General features: G+C 56.4%; 18 protein-coding genes and 1 riboswitch. Of the genes, 9 read left to right on the forward strand and 9 right to left on the reverse strand.

What is annotated here, in order from left to right:
* Nucleotides 1–5: 5 nt before the first annotated feature.
* Both IV109_RS00070 and IV109_RS00075 read left to right on the forward strand, forming a co-directional pair.
* On the forward strand, nucleotides 6–1,214 hold the full coding sequence (locus tag IV109_RS00070; protein ID WP_296690614.1) for a zeta toxin family protein: 1,209 nt from the start codon (nucleotides 6–8) through the stop codon (nucleotides 1,212–1,214).
* A 32-nt stretch (nucleotides 1,215–1,246) separates the two neighbouring features.
* Entirely contained in the window at nucleotides 1,247–1,783 is a 537-nt protein-coding gene (locus IV109_RS00075) for a thermonuclease family protein (protein WP_296690807.1), read from the forward strand.
* Between the two features lie 404 nt (nucleotides 1,784–2,187).
* Here the strand turns inward: IV109_RS00075 and IV109_RS00080 are convergent, their stop codons facing one another.
* The 9 genes from IV109_RS00080 to IV109_RS00120 all read right to left on the reverse strand — a co-directional run bounded on the left by IV109_RS00080 (nucleotide 2,188) and on the right by IV109_RS00120 (nucleotide 9,153).
* A complete protein-coding gene (locus IV109_RS00080) occupies nucleotides 2,188–2,808 on the reverse strand; it encodes a class I SAM-dependent methyltransferase (protein WP_296690615.1) in 621 nt (206 codons plus the stop codon).
* A gap of 53 nt (nucleotides 2,809–2,861) precedes the next feature.
* Nucleotides 2,862–3,902 (reverse strand): DMT family transporter, encoded by a 1,041-nt coding sequence (locus IV109_RS00085; protein ID WP_296690616.1) that lies wholly within the window; start codon nucleotides 3,900–3,902, stop codon nucleotides 2,862–2,864.
* Nucleotides 3,903–3,923: 21 nt separating this feature from the next.
* Nucleotides 3,924–4,499 carry a TMEM165/GDT1 family protein gene (locus tag IV109_RS00090; protein WP_296690618.1) on the reverse strand — a complete coding sequence of 192 codons (576 nt, stop codon included), beginning with the start codon at nucleotides 4,497–4,499 and terminating at the stop codon, nucleotides 3,924–3,926.
* A gap of 4 nt (nucleotides 4,500–4,503) precedes the next feature.
* Nucleotides 4,504–4,683, reverse strand: a riboswitch (yybP-ykoY riboswitch).
* Between the two features lie 238 nt (nucleotides 4,684–4,921).
* Nucleotides 4,922–5,212: a hypothetical protein gene (locus tag IV109_RS00095; protein WP_296690619.1), complete on the reverse strand. Its 291-nt coding sequence runs from the start codon at nucleotides 5,210–5,212 to the stop codon at nucleotides 4,922–4,924.
* 457 nt (nucleotides 5,213–5,669) lie between these two features.
* Nucleotides 5,670–6,038, reverse strand: a complete 369-nt coding sequence (locus IV109_RS00100) for a single-stranded DNA-binding protein (protein WP_296690620.1) — start codon at nucleotides 6,036–6,038, stop codon at nucleotides 5,670–5,672.
* 34 nt (nucleotides 6,039–6,072) lie between these two features.
* Nucleotides 6,073–6,372, reverse strand: coding sequence for a hypothetical protein (locus tag IV109_RS00105; protein WP_296690621.1), 300 nt, complete (start codon nucleotides 6,370–6,372; stop codon nucleotides 6,073–6,075).
* A gap of 35 nt (nucleotides 6,373–6,407) precedes the next feature.
* Entirely contained in the window at nucleotides 6,408–7,259 is an 852-nt protein-coding gene (locus IV109_RS00110) for an N-6 DNA methylase (RefSeq protein ID WP_296690622.1), read from the reverse strand.
* A gap of 821 nt (nucleotides 7,260–8,080) precedes the next feature.
* Entirely contained in the window at nucleotides 8,081–8,920 is an 840-nt protein-coding gene (locus IV109_RS00115; RefSeq protein WP_296690623.1) for a DUF932 domain-containing protein, read from the reverse strand.
* Nucleotides 8,921–8,976: 56 nt separating this feature from the next.
* A complete protein-coding gene (locus IV109_RS00120; RefSeq protein ID WP_296690624.1) occupies nucleotides 8,977–9,153 on the reverse strand; it encodes a hypothetical protein in 177 nt (58 codons plus the stop codon).
* 759 nt (nucleotides 9,154–9,912) lie between these two features.
* Here IV109_RS00120 and IV109_RS00125 point away from each other — a divergent pair.
* The 7 genes from IV109_RS00125 (at nucleotide 9,913) to IV109_RS00155 (ending at nucleotide 17,923) form a co-directional block, all read left to right on the forward strand.
* On the forward strand, nucleotides 9,913–10,404 hold the full coding sequence (locus tag IV109_RS00125) for an RDD family protein (RefSeq protein ID WP_296690625.1): 492 nt from the start codon (nucleotides 9,913–9,915) through the stop codon (nucleotides 10,402–10,404).
* A 388-nt stretch (nucleotides 10,405–10,792) separates the two neighbouring features.
* Nucleotides 10,793–12,106 carry a metallophosphoesterase gene (locus tag IV109_RS00130; protein WP_296690626.1) on the forward strand — a complete coding sequence of 438 codons (1,314 nt, stop codon included), beginning with the start codon at nucleotides 10,793–10,795 and terminating at the stop codon, nucleotides 12,104–12,106.
* Complete coding sequence (locus tag IV109_RS00135) at nucleotides 12,091–13,206, forward strand: GTPase-associated system all-helical protein GASH (protein ID WP_296690628.1); 1,116 nt, start codon at nucleotides 12,091–12,093, stop codon at nucleotides 13,204–13,206. The genes IV109_RS00130 and IV109_RS00135 overlap by 16 nt, the downstream gene beginning before the upstream one ends.
* A 5-nt stretch (nucleotides 13,207–13,211) precedes the next feature.
* On the forward strand, nucleotides 13,212–14,228 hold the full coding sequence (locus IV109_RS00140) for a hypothetical protein (protein WP_296690630.1): 1,017 nt from the start codon (nucleotides 13,212–13,214) through the stop codon (nucleotides 14,226–14,228).
* On the forward strand, nucleotides 14,225–15,088 hold the full coding sequence (locus IV109_RS00145) for a hypothetical protein (RefSeq protein ID WP_296690632.1): 864 nt from the start codon (nucleotides 14,225–14,227) through the stop codon (nucleotides 15,086–15,088). The genes IV109_RS00140 and IV109_RS00145 overlap by 4 nt, the downstream gene beginning before the upstream one ends.
* The gene (locus IV109_RS00150) at nucleotides 15,088–17,178 is read left to right on the forward strand and encodes a hypothetical protein (protein ID WP_296690654.1); all 2,091 of its coding nucleotides are present in this window, start codon (nucleotides 15,088–15,090) and stop codon (nucleotides 17,176–17,178) included. The genes IV109_RS00145 and IV109_RS00150 overlap by 1 nt, the downstream gene beginning before the upstream one ends.
* 460 nt (nucleotides 17,179–17,638) lie before the next feature.
* On the forward strand, nucleotides 17,639–17,923 hold the full coding sequence (locus IV109_RS00155) for a transposase (protein ID WP_296690656.1): 285 nt from the start codon (nucleotides 17,639–17,641) through the stop codon (nucleotides 17,921–17,923).
* The last annotated feature ends 11 nt before the right edge of the window (nucleotides 17,924–17,934 follow it).

The following is a 17,934-nucleotide window of genomic DNA, read 5'->3' on the forward strand; positions in this document are numbered from 1 at the left end:
GCGCCATGGCCTTGGAAACCATTCGCCGCAACGGCTACCGCCACGAGGACCGCACACGGATTGAAGAAACTGTCGCCACAGCCGTTGAAGCGAATCCTGACCTATTCATTGAAAAATACAAGAACGATGAACGGTCATTGGGGGGCCGATATATCGCTGCAGATCTGTTCAAAGAAACCTTCGAGCAATACACGGTCTCCAAAGACAGCAGGAACCGATACAACGGGCCCGTACATAACGCGGCCGCGGTTCTGTCTGCGGAACTGTTCAGGCGCAACCTTGCCGACAAGAACCAAGCTGAACGGGACACCGTTGTCTTTCTCACCGGCACGCCCGGTGCAGGCAAAACATCTTCTGTCCTCAGTGCCGGTGAGCTGCCATCAAGCTACCGAGTCGTCTTCGAAGGCCAGCTATCCAACCCGCAGACAACCCTTGAGAAAATCCAACAAGTTCTCGACGCCGGACTCAAGCCCGTGATCATCGCGGTTCACGCTCGTCCCGAAAACGCCTTAGACAATACCCTCAAGAGGTTTGCCGAACAGGGACGCGGCGCCAGCATCCACGTTATGAGCAGCATACAGGGAGGTCTACCAGCTAGTCTTCGCGAAGTGCAGGCGCAATTCGGCAACGCCGTCGAATTGCATGTTGTGGACTATCGGGACAGAATGAAGCCTGCAACCCACACCGGCTGGAACTATCTGCCCCTGCTTGAATCAGAAGGAAACCATGACCACATCAAACAACGGCTCTCAATCGCCCTCGAAGAAATCAGAAGCACAGGATCCATCTCTGAGCCAGCCTACCGACAAGCCATCGGAGACCCTCCCCTTGACCGAGACACCCGCATGGTTGGGCCGAGCCATGGAAGGCGCGAAGAGCATGACAGTGGACGAGGAATACCGCCTCCAGATCGCGAAAAAGCTGTCCTGAGCGAAACTCAATCAACCCCGCTTCGAGCAAAAGAACTGGCTTATGAGCGGGCCCACGCATTTCTTCACCTCCCTGAAGCTCAGGCCCTAGAGCAACACCCTGAGTTAACTCATGCCTTTGCCGCCTGCAAAAACGCAGAGCAACAATTCAAAGCCAAAAACCCCGCAACAGAACTCTGGGTGAAGCACGCAGTGATGCAAGGCTTTCGCGACCAGCTGGCAGACAAACTGCGCGCAGGTGAGCTCATCAAACCCCCAGAGCTAGAACGAGATCGGCAACATTGATCATGTACCGAATTACATCAAGATCAATTGTCATGAGGTCGTCCATTGCCATCCTGTTGACCACAACGCTCACAGTGCCCGCTTGGTCAAAGCCTTTCAATACCAGCGGCAAAGTTGTGTACGTCGATGACGGAGATACCGTCGTCCTCCTGGTAGACCACAAGACACAACTCACAGTCCGCCTCGCCTCCATCGACGCGCCAGAGTCATCGCACACGAAAAATCAAAAGCGTCGCATAGGTCAACCCTATTCCGACCATTCCGGAAAATATCTGGCATCCTTGGTCAAAGGAAAGTCCGTAGAGGCCCATTGCTTTGAGTCAGACCACTATGGCCGAGAGGTGTGTGAGCTCTTTGCAAATGGTCAGTCTGTCAACCGTGAAATGGTGAGACAGGGCTGGGCCTGGGCAAACGCGGCAGCACATGGCAGATACCTGCGCGACAAGACCCTCCCAGGTTTGGAAGCGGCAGCGCGAAGCAGCCGTACCGGGTTGTGGTCTGGACACCAGCCTGTCCCGCCGTGGGAATGGCGGGAGCTTTGCTGGAAGCAGGGCCGGTGCACTCAATAGGTGACGGCAAGCAGCTGCACCTAGTCCGAAAAAAGCACAGGCAGTCGCAGGACTACGACCTCTGATGCTGCGGTTCAAAAGGCGCGGGGGGGGTAAAGCAAGAACCGACCCCAGGTGATGCTCCGAACAGAAGGTATCCCGGACAACTAAAGTCGTAAACTCATTCAATTCACAGGATGTCAATTCGGTCTCAAGGCTGAAAACGTATGCCCGTCTTAGACCCTGGATTCAAAGCTGGCATTCAATTGTGAGTGACTGGTATGGAAAAACGGATCGCCTTCAGCAGGCCTTCGATTCAAAGCTGACGTTTAATTTTGAGTGACTGCTTCGGAGAAAACGGATCGACTCTAGCAGGCCCATTGCGGCTCCTTGGGCAATGAATTTGGACCACAAGAAGCGGTGGCTCAATGAGGCCTTAAGCAGTGACAGTAAACAAAATTTTGTACTGAACCCCAAGGGGTTTCGTGTTGTTCACTCATGTGCTCGATCAACTCAAACGCAGGCCCGAACTCTTGATGAAGCTCGCCAGGGGCATACCGGGCGACTGGCAGTCCACTGCATTGCTCTGGGCCGTCGGGCGCGAAAGTCGCAACAATTACATGGCCGCCGGGTCTTACCGACTTCATAACCTGCTGTACATACGCAGCGCGGTCGACTGGATTGGTCAGGAAGTGAAAAACGGCACGGTCATGCCAGATGTCATACGCCTGGACTGGCAGGTCCACAGTGCAAATGTCTCCGGCAATCCAGGTGACACGGTCGCCGGCGGACCCCAGACGTTTGCGGGCAACCGCCAATGCACTGGCCGACAAGTCCAATACCGATACGTTTATGAAACCGTTGCTCAACAGGTCATCCACTAGGGTTGAAGCACCGCCCCCGACATCAATCACCGTTGCGTCCAACGAGGTTCCAACCGAACGGATGAGTTCGAGTGAGCGCGTCGCGTGTTTCTGAAACCAGCTCACAGCATCTGATTGCTTGGTCTGATAGACCTTTTCCCAGTGCTCCTTTGGGTCCTGCATGGCCTGTCTCCTTACGTTGAGTATCAACTTAACACGGATGGTATTACCGAAATTCAGTGTACATGGCGATGATGAACATCCGGGTAGTGCGGGTGAGAGTGCTTCAGGGCGAAGTGTGTGTGACGGTGACTATGTTTTTTGCTGTCATGACCTTCAGAACCATGCACGTGTTGGTGGTGATCGTCATGTACGTGTTCGTGCTCATGTTCAAGAACCTCATGCAGGTGCTCGTGGACATGCTGCTCAGTGAGGTGCAGCCATACGCCCCATCCCATCAACGCCGCAGCTATCCAGAATGCCAGAGAGGTAGTTTCTGGGGAGACAAACAATGCCACCGCTGCCCCAATGAACGGTGCAGTTGAAAAGTAAGCCCCCGTTCGGGCTGTACCCAAGCCACGCAATGCCAGCACAAACAGAACAAGACTAACTCCATAGCCCAGCAGACCAACTACCATGGTCGCAGACAGTATCGCAAAGTTGGGCAATTTGGCATTCATGCTGATGGCCAGCGCTGTATTCACTGACCCGGCAATCAGACCTTTGATACCCGCAATAAAAAGCGCATCAGATGCAGACACCTTGCGGGTGAGGTTGTTATCCACGGCCCAGCAGAAACAAGCAACGCCGACCAGCACTGGACCAATTGCGCTTGATTGGCCCACAGAATCAGTCTGCCAACACAATGTGACACCGCCGGCCACGATTGCGAGCATGCCCCACACGATACGCCGGTCAGCATTTTCTTTGAACACAAGCCAGGCAATGACTGCGGTAAGGACGGCCTCTAGATTCAACAAAAGCGAAGCAGTGGTTCCGCGGGTGGATAGCAACCCAAACATCAGTGCCACTGGGCCAATCACGCCACCGAACAAAATGGCGCCTAAAAGCCACGGCCATTCATTTCGTTGAAGACCTGAGGGTTCGTAGCCGCCATCACGGACAAAACGCGCTAGGGTCAAACCGACCCCACTGCCTAGATAAAGAAGTCCGGCCAACAGCACGGGGGGCATGTCACTGGTCAACAGCTTCGCAAACGGGGTACTCGCTCCAAACAGTGCAGCCGCACCCAGCGCGTAAAGAACACTTCTATTCATATTGGCATTGTTTGCATTGATCTATTGGAAGAACTTGTCCGCCTGGAGCAAAGTGAGCAAGCCCATGACAGCAAAGATTGCCGCTGCAATTGAGTGAACAAGCTTCATTGGGATTTTTGCAGCAAACTTGTTGCCTACGAACACCGCCGGAACGTCCGCGATGAGCATGCCGAGGGTCGTTCCAGCGATGACCATCAAAGGGGTTGCGTAGTGTGCCGCCAAAGCCACGGTTGCAATTTGTGTCTTGTCACCCATTTCAGCCAAGAAGAACGTCACCAAAGTGGCTCCAAACACGCCTAGATGTTTGGCCACTTGTGTCTCCTCCTCTTCAATCTTGTCAGGAATCAGGGTCCAGATGGCCATGCCAATGAATGAGCCACCTAATACCCATCGCATGATGTCCGGGCTGATCATGGAAGTTATCCATGCGCCAAAGGCACCTGCGAGGCCATGGTTGACCAGTGTAGCTACCAAGATACCAGCAATGATTGGCAAGGGCCTTTTGAACCGCGCTGCCAGTATGAATGCGAGGAGTTGAGTTTTATCGCCGATTTCAGCGAGGGCTACAACGCCAGTTGAGAGAAGGAGAGCTTCCATGATTGATTCCAAGGCCAGACATAAAACAATGACCACAGCGCCTCCCCGGCCGAACCGGAGGCAATGTGGTCAAAGGTCTTGTCAAGTTAGAAACCGCTTGCACCATGGTCAAACGATGACCAAGTGTGTTGATGCAAGCCCCTTCGAATGACTCGAAAGGAGACTACTCCCCAGTGACCGTTGAAGTCTAGCAGAAGCGTGTTGATGCATTCCAGATAGCAGTCGTTCGCAGATCGTTGCTGAGCCTATGTGTACGACATTGCTAAATCATCTCCAAAATCCAACGCCCCGCAAACCCGCATGAAGGCTATCGCGCTGTTTACGACTTTATTTACCCAGAACAGAAGGAAAATCGCTGGGAGTCGACCGTCACAAAAAACAAGCTGATGACAATCAAAGCTAGAGGAATTCCCCAGGCTTCCTTAGTCTTTGCCAACGGCGAGGCGTACGAGTTGCCAGATGGAATACCCCAGAATCAGCACCCCCATCAGCAGCACCATCCATCCGGGCAGCTCCAACATGTCCTTGCGAAAGAACACCCATTTGCCGGATTGCATTGAGTCAATGCCGCTGTAAATCAGATTGGCCGAGATCACCAGAAAGATAGTCGTGCCGATAAAGCTGCGTCGACGCCTGTGCCGGCGATGCTCAGGCGTTTCCAGTCGCAGAACTTCTGAGCCAAAAGCAGCTGGCTCTTTTTTCGGTTCACTCATAGAGTTTGTTCACACATGAATAGTGACCATTGCTTTTGAATTTCATTCTACTGGTCTGCCCAGGTGATGCCAAACTGTCGAATTGAAACAGCATGCCAGCGCGCGACTGTGCGACCGATTTCGGCATGCCCCCCCCCCGGACACAACAAACACACGGCGCACCGCGCCTCCAGATCCGCCACAGGCGGGCCAGGCCCCGCACTGGCAGTCGCAGGGCGACGGACTCCTGGGCAGGGTGCAGCAGCACCGTGCAACCCCAAAGGGATAAGCCCAGCGGCTAAGGGGTGTTGCGCCTGGCGTGGTCAAGCAACAAAGGCGCGCCGACCACAAAAGGCGCAATGTCCCTTATTGAGCCCAGCCACCCAGCCCAAAGGCTCACTCGTTTCCCATCGGAAACGCTGACCAGGGACTAGGCCGAAGCGCCTCCAACGACGCCCACACCGCAAAGCACCCCAGCCTATGGGGTGCCGGGCACGTCTGGATTTGGCTCAGTTAAATAGCGAGGCCGGCCCAAGTAAATGACGTCTTCCCCAACAAAATTGAAACCGCCCTTCCCTGCGTCTTTGTCGTACCAGCTTTCAATGCGACCGTGAACAATCACTTCTGAACCTTTGCCCAAATAGGCAATGTCGTTTTGCGCTTGTTTGCCATAGGTCGTAACTGGAATCCAATGGCACGCTTGCACCAGGTTGTCATTGCGGTCATGTGAGAAGACATTGCATGCCACCGTATAGCGCGCAACGATCGCCCCAGTGGATGTCGTTTGCATTTCCACAGCGCCACCCAGATTGCCGACAGCTTCAAATTTACTAAGTCCATTACGCATTAAAACCACCCTAATTTTTCTAATATCCGCAGCATTAAATCAAACTTCCACGTCCAGCCTCCACGGTTGGCTCATGCGGACCAGTGGCCAGCCTTAAAGGAATAGACACCGCATCTAAAGACGCTTCGCGCTGCAAGCGAGATGCTGCCAACTCATGCGACAAAGCCAGGTCAAGGTACCTTTCTTCCAGGCAAGACCAGCCTTGTCTGCCAACACGAGCCGCGGCGGCGCGAATTCGTTGCCCCTCGCTCAGGTGCTGAAGCACCAAACCGGCCACGGTTTCAGGCTGGTTCAGGAACGTTTGTACACCTACACCGTTGATGATTTCGTTCATTTTGGAGGCTCCTTCTAGGTGAATGTGTGAACGCTTCAAAAAAGCGTCATCTGATCGCGCACATTGATTGATGCCGTCGCATAGGCGCGCAAAACTAACACCGCGGACACGCGCTCCTCAACCGCGTCGGGATCGACCAGCGGCATTTCCCCCGGCTCACCAATACCCGATTCACGAAACTCGGCACAACTGGCCTCCGTGCGATGCAACTTGGCATCCCAAAAACCCAAGGTGTGGGCCGGGGTGCGCCACACTGACCACACCTCCAAGGACAGGGAATTGCCGTGGTAGATCACTGCCGGAATGTGCAACAGTGACAACTGGATATAGGCCATGTGGACAGAAACCATGTCAATGTCCACCGCCACGGCGTGCATGTGTTGCTGGTAATTGATCTTCGCATCAAGCAGTGCGTGCGCTGCCGCAATGACCATGGCGCCACCACCGACGCAAGGGTCACAGACCGTCACAAAACCCTTCTTTTCCACCTCCTGCGAAGCCTGCTCGCCCAAAGTCACGGCCGCCATCAGGCGGCAGACCTCGTAAGGCGTGAAATACTGCCCCTTCCAGGCGTCGCCCAGCTCCAGCCTCATGTACAGAGCCCCCAAGAAATCACACATCCCCGCCTCAAGTGCCATGACCACATGGGCAAACCCACGCGCCAGCTCGCTGGCTTCAACTTTGGAATAGCGGGCGACAATTTTGAGGTACTCGGCCTCACGTTCTGGTTGCTGAATGAGGTCTGTGGCATTGCTCAATGCAATGGCCCCCATCGCCACAAAATCACGAAACACCTGCCACGGGCCGTGACGGTACCCAACCGCACGCAGAATTTTGACAAGCGCCGCCTGGTGGTTGTCCGTATATTGGATTTGCGCTTTGCTCATGGATGGCCCCCGTTCATCGCATTGCAAGTGGCCTCGCCGATCGTGAGGGTTGTTTGGGTGTTGCTTGTGTCCATGGTGTCCATCTCCTTTACTGGGTTAAATCTGTCATCGCCTCGCTGAGCTACCTACGCCGTAACTGGGGAAATGGAATTCGACAAAGGACTAGGGACTGGTGACTCGCCTGACTGGTGCCCGCACACGAAGTGGCTGGCACTCGTACTGGCGAGACTGCAATCCCGGTGATGTGCGGGATCGAGCATTAAAAAGAGAGTGGGGAGCGCAGAGCCGACACGAACGGCTTTAAGGCACAGAGCCCGCGCAACAAGTCCGACTCGAATTAAAGTACCCCAAGGCGTAAGTAGTTCAGGGTGAAGCGATGACACCCAGCAATGAGACCCCCATGGGCGCAACAAACACACGGCGCACCCGCGCCTCCAGACCCGCCACAGGCGTGCCAGGCCCAGCACTGGCAGTCGCAGGGCGACGGACTCCTGGGCAGGGTGCAGCAGCACCGTGCAACCCCAAAGGGATAAGCCCAGCGGCTAAGGGGTGTTGCGCCTGGCGTGGTCAAGCAACAAAGGCGCGCCGACCACAAAAGGCGCAATGTCCCTTATTGAGCCCAGCCACCCAGCCCAAAGGCTCACCCGTTTCCCATCGGAAACGCTGACCAGGGACAAGGCGCACAGCGCCTCTGACCAGCACCCACCAAATGCCCGACCATTGGCCAGGCATTGCACGCTACGGATTCAGCAGCGCGTCGCACCGCTTAGAGACATCAAGCGGCGATCACCACCACTTTGAGTTGCCTCCAAGATCAATGTTCAGGCTTTGAGCTTGCGCATTTCCTCAGCCAGTACCCACAAGGCGCGGTTGAGCTTGATGTTTTGGTCAATGCCTTTGACCTCGCGTGTCGTCACCCGTTGCCCGGTTGGTCCCCTGCCCTGCAACCCACCGCGCATGATGTTTTCTTGAACGCGATTGAACGTGGTCCACAAATCCCCCGCGCGGTCGGCCATGCGCTTGGGCTGTAGCAGTTGGCTTTCGGTGATTGGCGCGGGCGTCAAATCGGTTTCATATTTCAGCGCCAATGCGGCATGCGCGAAGGCGGTTTGTTCACCCTGGTTCAAGGTCAGCGCCTTCATGCCATCTCTCTGGGTGTCGATCAACTCGAAACCTTCCAACACGCGGAACGCGCCCTCAATCACGTTGTCAACAATGTTGCCTGTGTGGCGGACCCGAATATCGCTCTGTGTCTCCCCGCACACCATGCCATTCGCGCAAACAAACCGAAACACGCCGGACAGCATCTGATAGGACGAACTACCGTCATGGCTGTTCAGCAACACCACCTCATTGGCTTCGCTGGCGTTGATCTGGCTGGCATGACGCAATCGGATCATGTGCTTGGTGTGATCGCGCTTGGCATCGTCACGGGTGCGCGTCTGGCACACCATAAACGGGCTGAACCCTTCTTTGCGCAAGCCTCGCAAAACATCAATGGTTGGGATATAGGTGTAGCGGGAGGATCGGCTGGCGTGCTTTTCTTCTGCAAATATGGAAGGAACGACCGTCATCATCTGCTCGTCGGTCAATGGATCAGCGGACCGCAATACGGATTGATTGCGGCCAAAGCGGGAGGACAGGGTGTAACGTGAATTCATGGTGTGGTCTTTCAAGTAGTGGATAAAAGTTAATTGGGTTTGGTGTGTTCTGTGGCCTATGCGGCGGATACCTGGACGCTCCACAACTTGATGGCATCTTTTTTCATCAAAATTCGGCTGCCGTTCATGACGACGGTTTTGGTGTGACCGTGTTCGGGAACTGCCTGCTTCTTGGATATCGTGTTGCAAGATTCAGAGCCGGTAGTGGAAGTTGTTTGGTTTGCTGTTGTCATGGTGGTGTCTCCTTGGTAGGTTAAATTGCCATCGCCTCGCTGAGTTCTTTCGCCGTAACTGGTGGCATGGAGTTCAACCAAGGAAGAGGTTCTGGTGACTTGCCAGACTGGGGCGCGGCAAGCGCCCTCGTACGGGCAAGACTGCAGAGCCGGTGATGAGCGGGAGCGTGGAATAAAAAGGGAGTGACTGGCCCTCGCACACGAAGTGGCTAGGGCGTGACACGAACGGCTTTATGCCGCGAAAGCCAGCGCAGCACTGCCGACTTGAACTAGAGTGCAACCAGGCGAAAGAACTCAGCGAGGCAATGGCAACCCAGCAACCACCACGACAACTGCAAACCCCACAGGCGCACAGCGCCTCCAGATCCGCCCGGGCGGGCCAGAGCACGGCACTGGCAGTCGCAAGGCGACGGGCTTCAGGTGCAGGGTGCAGCAGCACCGTGCAAGCCAACGGGATAAGCCCTGCGGCTAAGGGGTGTTGCGCCTGGCGTGGCCGAGGTTGTGACGAAGGAGCGTTCCGGCTGCAGAGGGGGCAATGTCCCTTATTGAGCATCCCACCTCAGACCAATGCTTGTGCTGCTTCCCAAAAGAAGCCTGGTTGAGTCCCGGATCCAAAGTGATCCTAGTTGCAATGCGCAGTGTTGCGAGGCAAGAAGGCTTTGGCCGAACTGCTGGCCGGAGAAAGTGGAGCACCAACACCACGACACTCCCAGCTATAGTGGGTACGACAGTCAAAAAAATCAAATGGGAGTGATTGGTATGCGTTCAACAGAACTTGAGTATGTAGGTTTTTGGGCCCGCGTCGGTGCATCAGTCATTGACATGCTGCTGCAACTTGTCGTCGTGTTGCCTCTGACCTTCGCCCTTTATGGCCGGATATCCCAGCCTGATCGGATGTTCATGGGCATCGGCGATTTCATCATCAATCTGATATTGCCAGCTGCAGCAGTAATTGCTTTCTGGGTCTACAAAGGTGCGACTCCCGGCAAGATGGCCATGTCGGCTCGAATTGTTGATGCTGATACTGGCAGATCCTTAACTGCAATGCAATCTTTGATCCGATACCTGGGGTACTTTGTATCCCTTATCCCTTTGGGAGTTGGATTTTTCTGGATTGGATTTGATCGGCGAAAGCAAGGTTGGCACGACAAGATGGCGAATTCCGTTGTGGTGCGGCCCAGTGGTGACGAGCCCGTCAAGTTTCAGGGCAACGCTGATTGGCGCGTTGCGCCACGCGAACCAGGACTTTGAATTAAGCGATAGTGCCTGCTACAGATTGAAGCTGCATCGCTGAACAAGGTGTTGAGCAAACTGACATTTCGTCGATCTGGGACTAAGTCCCAATTCGGATTTGGCTTCTCACAGTCTTGGCGGCTGACGACCCACTGCAGACATAGCGACCGATCAAGTGGTCGCCTGACAGCGGTCATTCAAGGGCCTTCGAATTCAGGCCAGCAATGTCAGCTTCTGGGAAGCTCAATCTACATAGTGAACTTCGCGTGATGGCCAAAAGGTCGGGCACGAATGACAGCTTTCCGGCAGCCGAAAAACTCTCTGCTAAGCTTCCCCCGGCACGCCCATTGGAGAATAGGTTCCGGTGGCGACCGTGCACTCTAAGATGACCTACCCAAGCGAGACTATGCTGCTGCTGCACATCTCTGATATTCACTTTCGTGCTCCCGAGTGCACGCAGGAGAACGACCCGAACCGGGCTTACCGCACGCGCATGATCCATGACGCAAAGGTTCGGGCTCGCGCCCTAGGCGGCGTTGATGCAATCTTGGTCGGTGGTGATATCGCGTTTCGCGGCGTGCAGAGCGAATACGCGGCTGCTTCGATGTGGCTCGAACAGCTGGCACACGAGTCGGGTTGCCCACTTGAACGCATCTTCGTCGTACCGGGCAACCACGACATTGACCGAAGCCGCATTAGTGGAAGCCGCCAGATACGCAACATCCACAAGGCCGTCAAGGACGCGGCACCCGCGTACCGCTATCGCGAACTGCAAGCGCAATTGGCCGAGTCCGCGACGGGCCGCGCGCTGTTTGAGCCACTTGCTGCGTACAACGAGTTCGCGGCCCGCTTTAACTGCCAGGTCTTTCATGAGCGGCTCGCGTGGAAGCAAGACCTTTCCTTAGCGCCGGGAATGACTCTGCGTATCCACGGATTCACCTCCACTTTGCTATCTGGAGCGGTGACCGAAGATGGGCAGGATGACAAGCAGCTCTCGCTCTATCTCAGCCCATGGCAAACCGGCCTGCTTGATCCTGACCCCAATATTGTGAACCTCGTGATGGCTCATCACCCACCTGACTGGCTCATGGACCAGGATGAAGTCGAGGATGCCGTCCATGGACGTGCTGCCATTCACTTGTGGGGTCACAAGCATCGGCAGCGAATCAACAAGGACGACCAGTACATTCGCCTGGCTGCTGGCGCAGTTAATCCGGACGCCAGTGAGCTGGGGTGGCACCCGGCATACAACCTCATTGAACTCTCCGTGCAGGGTTCCGGGCCAACACGAGCGCTGGAAGTCACCGCGCACCTCCTTGAATGGCAAACTAATCCGGAGCGTTACCGCGCCCGCCAAGATGCCCAAGGGCGAGAAGTCTTTCAGCATTTGATCCGCTGTCCTGGCGACGACCACCCGACGCCCCCCGCCCCCGTCGCGGCAAGCGCCGGTCCGGCGCTTGAGGGTGCGGCGGTGGTTGCTGCGCAAGAACCTGATGTGGAGGCGGCTATGGGTGCACAATCAACGCGAAATCTTGTCATCCGGTGGTGGGGATTGCCTATGGCCGCGCGCCGTGAAATCGCACTGCGCCTCGGCCTGATTTCTGACGATGAAGTCAGCCTGCCCGAGCCCGAGCGTTATGCGCGGGCCCTCATGCGGGCAAAAGAACGAAATCAACTTGAACAAATAGCTGAGGAGATCAACAAATGGCAGACACAGTGACGGAAGACGATACGGAAGAGATCAAGCCAAGCCCATGGTTCTACACATGGACAAAGGAGTTTCAGCTCGGCGAAGGCAGCGAACTGCTAAAACAGCGTTGGCAAGCCATTGGCAGCTTTGCGGATACCGCCAAAAGTCTTGATGTGGAACCCTTAGTGCGCCTGGCGATTGGAAGTCGCCAAGCGCCGTCGCCTGAATGGATCGCCACCCTGGAGGAGACCTTTCGCGAGGAGTACCCAGCGTTCACGGCGAGCAGCAACACACGCGAGTTGCAGGTGCTCGCGGCGTGCTGCCTCTTGCATATCAGTCAAGATCCAAACAATGAGGCGGCCAACCTCGCGGCACTGGCCAGCGCCACCACGTCGGTCGCAGGTCAGCGCAAGTTTTCCCTCCCCGGAGATTTACCCCAAGCTGCCGACGAGGCACTGCGATCGCTATATCTGAGCGCTGCACGTCGCCCTAAGCTGTCGGCAGGGGTCCAGTACAAGCCATTGTTCGAGGCGGCAGTGCAAAAGGCCAGAGGGCAACAAGATATCGCCACACTCATCGACGCATTGGCGCTGGCCGGTGCGGCGGCGACATCGGCAGTCAATCAAAACCAGTCAAAAACGCAGGTAGTCGTCGAAGCGCTCGCACATCGACTTGATCAGCAAGATGAAGAGCTGCAGATGCTTTGGTGGTTGATTGCCGAACGCAGTGAGGACCTTGCGTGCAGTTTCGGTGACCTAGCCGACGCTGCGCGACCCTTGGTGTTGGCCAAGGAACTGGCTAGCCATACGCTGCTGCCGCCGGGACCGCCGACGGTACGCGCCCTCCTGTCGCGCGCTAAGTTGGCGGGCAACGGAAAGGTTGCGTTGGTCGAAGCAGTTGCCGCCGCTCCCTTTGAGTGGTTGAAGGCGCACGTGTCGTCGCAGGCAGCATCGCCTGTTACACAGCCCCTGCACTTTGCGATCGCGCGTCAGTTGGAGACCGGCCCAGGCACGGCATGGGTTGCGGGCTGGGCGGCGGCGACGGATCTGCCTCAAGATGCAGCCCTGTCCCACTTGACACTCGCTGAACTCTTCTATCGCGAGCGCCTGCTTACTCGCCTGTTAGGGTGATCGCTATGAATGCGCCAAGTGGGGTCATTCAATGCAGCAACCCAGACTGCAAGATCGCTGAAACGGGCACTTGCGTCGAGGGACTTGATCCCTCGGCGTGCGGCAACTATGGTAAACCGCTTCCGCCCTTGGATGATGCTCCGGAGGCGGAAGACGGTGCAGCTCGCGAGATGGTCTCCTTGCCGCATGCGGATCGCCTCACCCCCGACGAAGCACGAGACCTGCTTCCACGAGCCCGCGCGCGCGTCATCGCGATTGTGGGCCCGCATGACTCAGGCAAGACAAGCCTGATTGCAGGCCTCTACGACCAGTTGCAGGACGGACCAATCGCGCCGTTCGCCTTCCGCGATTCTCAAACATTGCACGCCTTCGAGAAAGCCTGTCACGATGCGCGGGTCGCATCGCAGCGCGGCACTCCGCACAGTGAGCGCACCAAGCGAGGCGAGGTGCGCTTCTTTCACATTGCGCTGCTCCATCAAGTAGCTGGCGAAGCGCTGAATCTCCTGCTCGGCGATCGGGCAGGGGAGGAGTATCGCGAGGCCGGCGATGACACGACATTTGCAGCCGAGTTCGTCGAAGTCGAGCGGGCTGATGTTGTGACACTATTGGTTGACGGCAGGCGCTTGGCTCATGACGGCCATCGGCACAACGCGCGGGAGGAGATGCTGCTAATTTTGCAGGCGCTAAATGATGCTGAGATCGTCCCCATCGGTGCTCGATTAGCGATAGTGCTGACTAAGATCGATGCGGTAAGAGCATCACCGAACGCAAAGCGCGTGGAGGCCGATCTCGAGACCGTAGTGACCAGGCTCAACGCGCATTTCACCGATCGCTTCGCGAAGATTGAAGTATTTCGCGTTGCCGCTTCACCCACTGAACCTGGCGTGGACCGAGGCGCCGGTATCCCCGAGTTGCTCAAATTTTGGCTTGAGGACGTATCGCCGACAAACCAGGCGCAAACCTCGCAAGTACTGCCAGAGCGGGTCATCGCGCGTCTCGCCGAGGTTGGAGTCTCGCCATGACGCAGCAATCCATTGTGGTCCTTGGCCTGCCCGGGAGTGGCAAGACAACCTTCTTGGCGGCGTTGTGGCACCTCGTTTTCAGTCGTGAAACCGATACTAAGTTGCGTTTTGGCGGCCTAAAAAGTGGCAACCGCAAGCATTTGAACTCCATAGCAGCACGATGGCGGAATGCGCAAATGCAAGAGCGAACGCTGCTGGGAGGAAATCAGTTCGTCAGTATCAACTTGGTGACGGATGACAAACAAGCGGTCACCGTCACGTTCCCGGACATCGCCGGGGAGTCATACCGGCAGATGTGGGAAGAGCGCGAGTGCGAGAAGGTAGTAGCCGAGACGCTGACGCAAGGCAGCGTGCTGCTCTTCGTGCACGCAGACGGCATCAAGCGTCCGCTGTGGATCGTGGATGTCGCCGCCATGGCGCGCGCTCTGGACTTGCCAGCTAACGAGGCTGCCCAGCCTGTGCCGTGGAAGCCGAGCATGGCGCCTACACAGGTGCAATTGGTTGGACTGCTCGGCCTCCTCGGCGCGACGCCGCTGGACATTGGGCCGCGGCGCCTTGTTGTCATGCTGTCGGCATGGGACAAAGCGAAGGGCGAACGTCTGACGCCACGTGAGTTTCTTCGAGCAAAGTTGCCTTTGCTCTCGCAGTATCTGGACACGAATCCGAAGCTCTGGCAGTGGACTGTCTATGGCGTTAGCGCCCAGGGCGGCGAATATGACGACACACAGCCCGGAGCCCAACGGAAGCAAGAGGCGCAGGACCTCCGCGCGGCTGACGAACCTTCGAGGCGCATTGAGCTGACGGATGGCGTCAGCACGTCCCACGACCTCACAGTCCCTCTTGTGTGGTTGATGCAGTGATGACGCGGCAGCAGATCGTCATACGACAGGCTGTTCATGGCTATGTCGAAGGGCACCGGGAGTTGTGGAACTCTGCTCAGCTGACGCAGAGGGACAGCAAGGCCGTTCTCATTTCCAGCGACACGTCAAGCTCGGGACTGCCCATTGGTGAAGGCGGCTATCTGACTGGCTACCCACTACCGGAGTCCGGCTACTACGCGTTTGCCCGCACTTGGCCGGCGCCCGAAATGCAGCGTCCGGGCGCTGTGTGGACCCATACGCTGTTCATTGAGTTTGCTGACGTTGCCAAGCTACGAGATGCGACAACCTTGTTGACGCTATTCCGGCGCCCTGAGGGCGTGCAGGGCGCAAAGAGTGAACCGAGCCGAGAAGGGGCGCTTGAACTCACCATCACTGATTTGGAACCACTCAACTTCGCCATCGAAAGTGATGAGTACTGGTATCGGCAGCTGCTTTTTGCTCTATATGGGGCACCGGATGCAAAGGTCATCGCTGTCTGCGGTAGTGACGACGCAGCTCGCGTTGAGCGAAATGTGTTGACACTCTGGTCACAGCAATGGCCGCGTCTGCGCCGTGGGTTTCGATTCTGCACACTGACAACTGCAGATCGGTCGACCCCAAAAATCGCCTTTGACCTGCAAGTAGTCCCGGAGTCCGAGCGCGGAATTCGTAGCAAGTTTCCCTCTGCAACGTTTGCGCAAGATGCAACAGTTGTCGCGGCCGACTGGCTTGACCACTTGGTTCTTGACTCAAAGCATCCAAGGACCTCGGGGCTTCGCGACTTCTTGCAGCAAGCCGGGGCTGACCTAACAACAGGGCGGCGAGCCTTCGTTCCGCTAACACGCCTGCACATGGCGCTGACCATTCGCCCCTCTGGCCGAAATACGTGGAATGAGGCTCTGAGCTTGGTACGCGAGGTATCAAGTGGTGAGCCGTCAACTGCCGCCCAGCTGATGCTTACAGCTGCTATCGGCAGTGCCTCAGATCTTGATGCTTCGAGCCTGGAGTTTTTGCTGAGCAACCTCGCACTTGTTGACCATCAACAATTGGTCGAGAATGCGCGTGCGCTTGGTGTCGCCGTATGGCGCTTCGCACCGATCCGTCTAGCGCAACTCTGGGAATCCGGTGGCCGGGGTCGTGATGTTGCGAGTTCCGGACTGAATGCGGTTGAGCTGGACTTGTTGCTTGAAGGTCTGCCGCTCACGGGGGAGTTTGCCGATACTGCATTCGACCTGCGCCCTGAACTGCTCACCAACGCTGCGACTTGGCGTGCCGATCCAGCGCTCGCAACGCGAGCTATCCGCGCAGCGGCGCGCAACGTTGAGATTGCGCCGCGAGCGCTCGACCAGTTGATCGCCTCACAGTCAACTGCGTTGATACCGATCGCATTCGAGGCGTTTGGGAATGAGAATGTTTGGCGGAAACTCGCTACGGCTTTGACTTCGCGAGAGCAGCCTGCGCCTGCATTGCAGGATTGGCTCCAGGCCGGTACAAAGTATCCGGGAACGGTTGCGCAAGTATTGGCAACTACTCGAGGTCTGGATCGCTCGGCACTGGCGGCTATCGCACGCGCGAGTCATCCTGATCTCGTGCCAAACGATTTCGGCGATGACCCCTGGGTGATTGCAGCCCAACTGACTGATACAGGCGCAATTCCCGAAGATGACGCATACCTTTGCAGTTTTTTGCTGGCTCGCGCCTTCGGACCGCGATCGCGGAATATTGTTGCGCTGGTAGCACTCGCACTCAATACCGTAAGCGCGGCAGCGGCGGCAAATTTACTATCGCAAAGCGCATGGCAATTACTTGTCCACCAACTGCCAGAGGCGCATGACCTGCAATCTTGGGATCGCTGCCAACGCCTGCTCGCCGGAATTGCTCAGTTGTACGTTCGGAAAGGCCTTTCGGTCGCTTCGTTCGGGCGCCTTGGACGCGACGATTCCGATTTCGCGTGTATTGTGTCGGCTGCCAGCAAGGTGTGGGGTGGACGTGGCTACCTGCGGGACGTGAGGCAGGCGTTCAAGACCTCCCACGACTTTTCTAGTCAAAGGCGTCGCATCATCGAAGACGCGATTGGCTCGTGGTTCTAGTGCCCATAGAAATTAACGTTTGCATGTGCCGCTAGCTATGGCAATCACTGCCGCAATTTTTCTGCGAAAGAGTCCCTGCTTATAGGTAATCCCGGCAAAAGTCGGCCGACTAAAAGACTCCGAATGGCAGCTTCCAGACGACAACATCGAACTCGCGTCCGGGCGCCCTGGGCACGTATGAGTCGCAGGCTCCTGTCAGGTTTCGAGCAAGTCCACTTGGCAAATTTCGATATCGAGATAGCTGACATTCGTGAGTGTCGGCAGATGGCCCGAAGCCGATCAGCGTCCGAAATCGTCAGACCCGTTCTTCGATTTGACGATTAGATTCGAGGGGCTCTTTTTTCACCCAACTTTTTTGCTTACATCACATACAAATTGTGCATGCAATCAAACATAGCTATGGACTTCACCCGCTTCAATAGACACCTGTTAAGGTCGAAATTGAACTGGAGAGTTAGTCATGAAGAGAGTCAGATACCCGGCGGAATTTAAAGCCGAGGCGGTAAAGCAAGTGACCGAGCGTGGTCATGGGGTTGTGGATGTGGCCAAGCGACTGGGCATGTCTGACAAAAGCCTGTATCTGTGGGTACGCCTTGCCAAAGAGCAGCCAGGGGTTGGCACTGGCGAAAACGCTTCCCTCAAAGCAGAGGTCGCCCGGCTTAAGGCTGAACTCAAAAGGGCCAACGAGGAGGGGGTTCTAAGCCCAAACCGGCGGAAATTTCAGACGGCTGCCAAAACAGGATGAATTTGAGTGAT

Source organism: Rhodoferax sp. (assembly GCF_018780565.1).
GTDB lineage: Bacteria > Pseudomonadota > Gammaproteobacteria > Burkholderiales > Burkholderiaceae_C > Rhodoferax.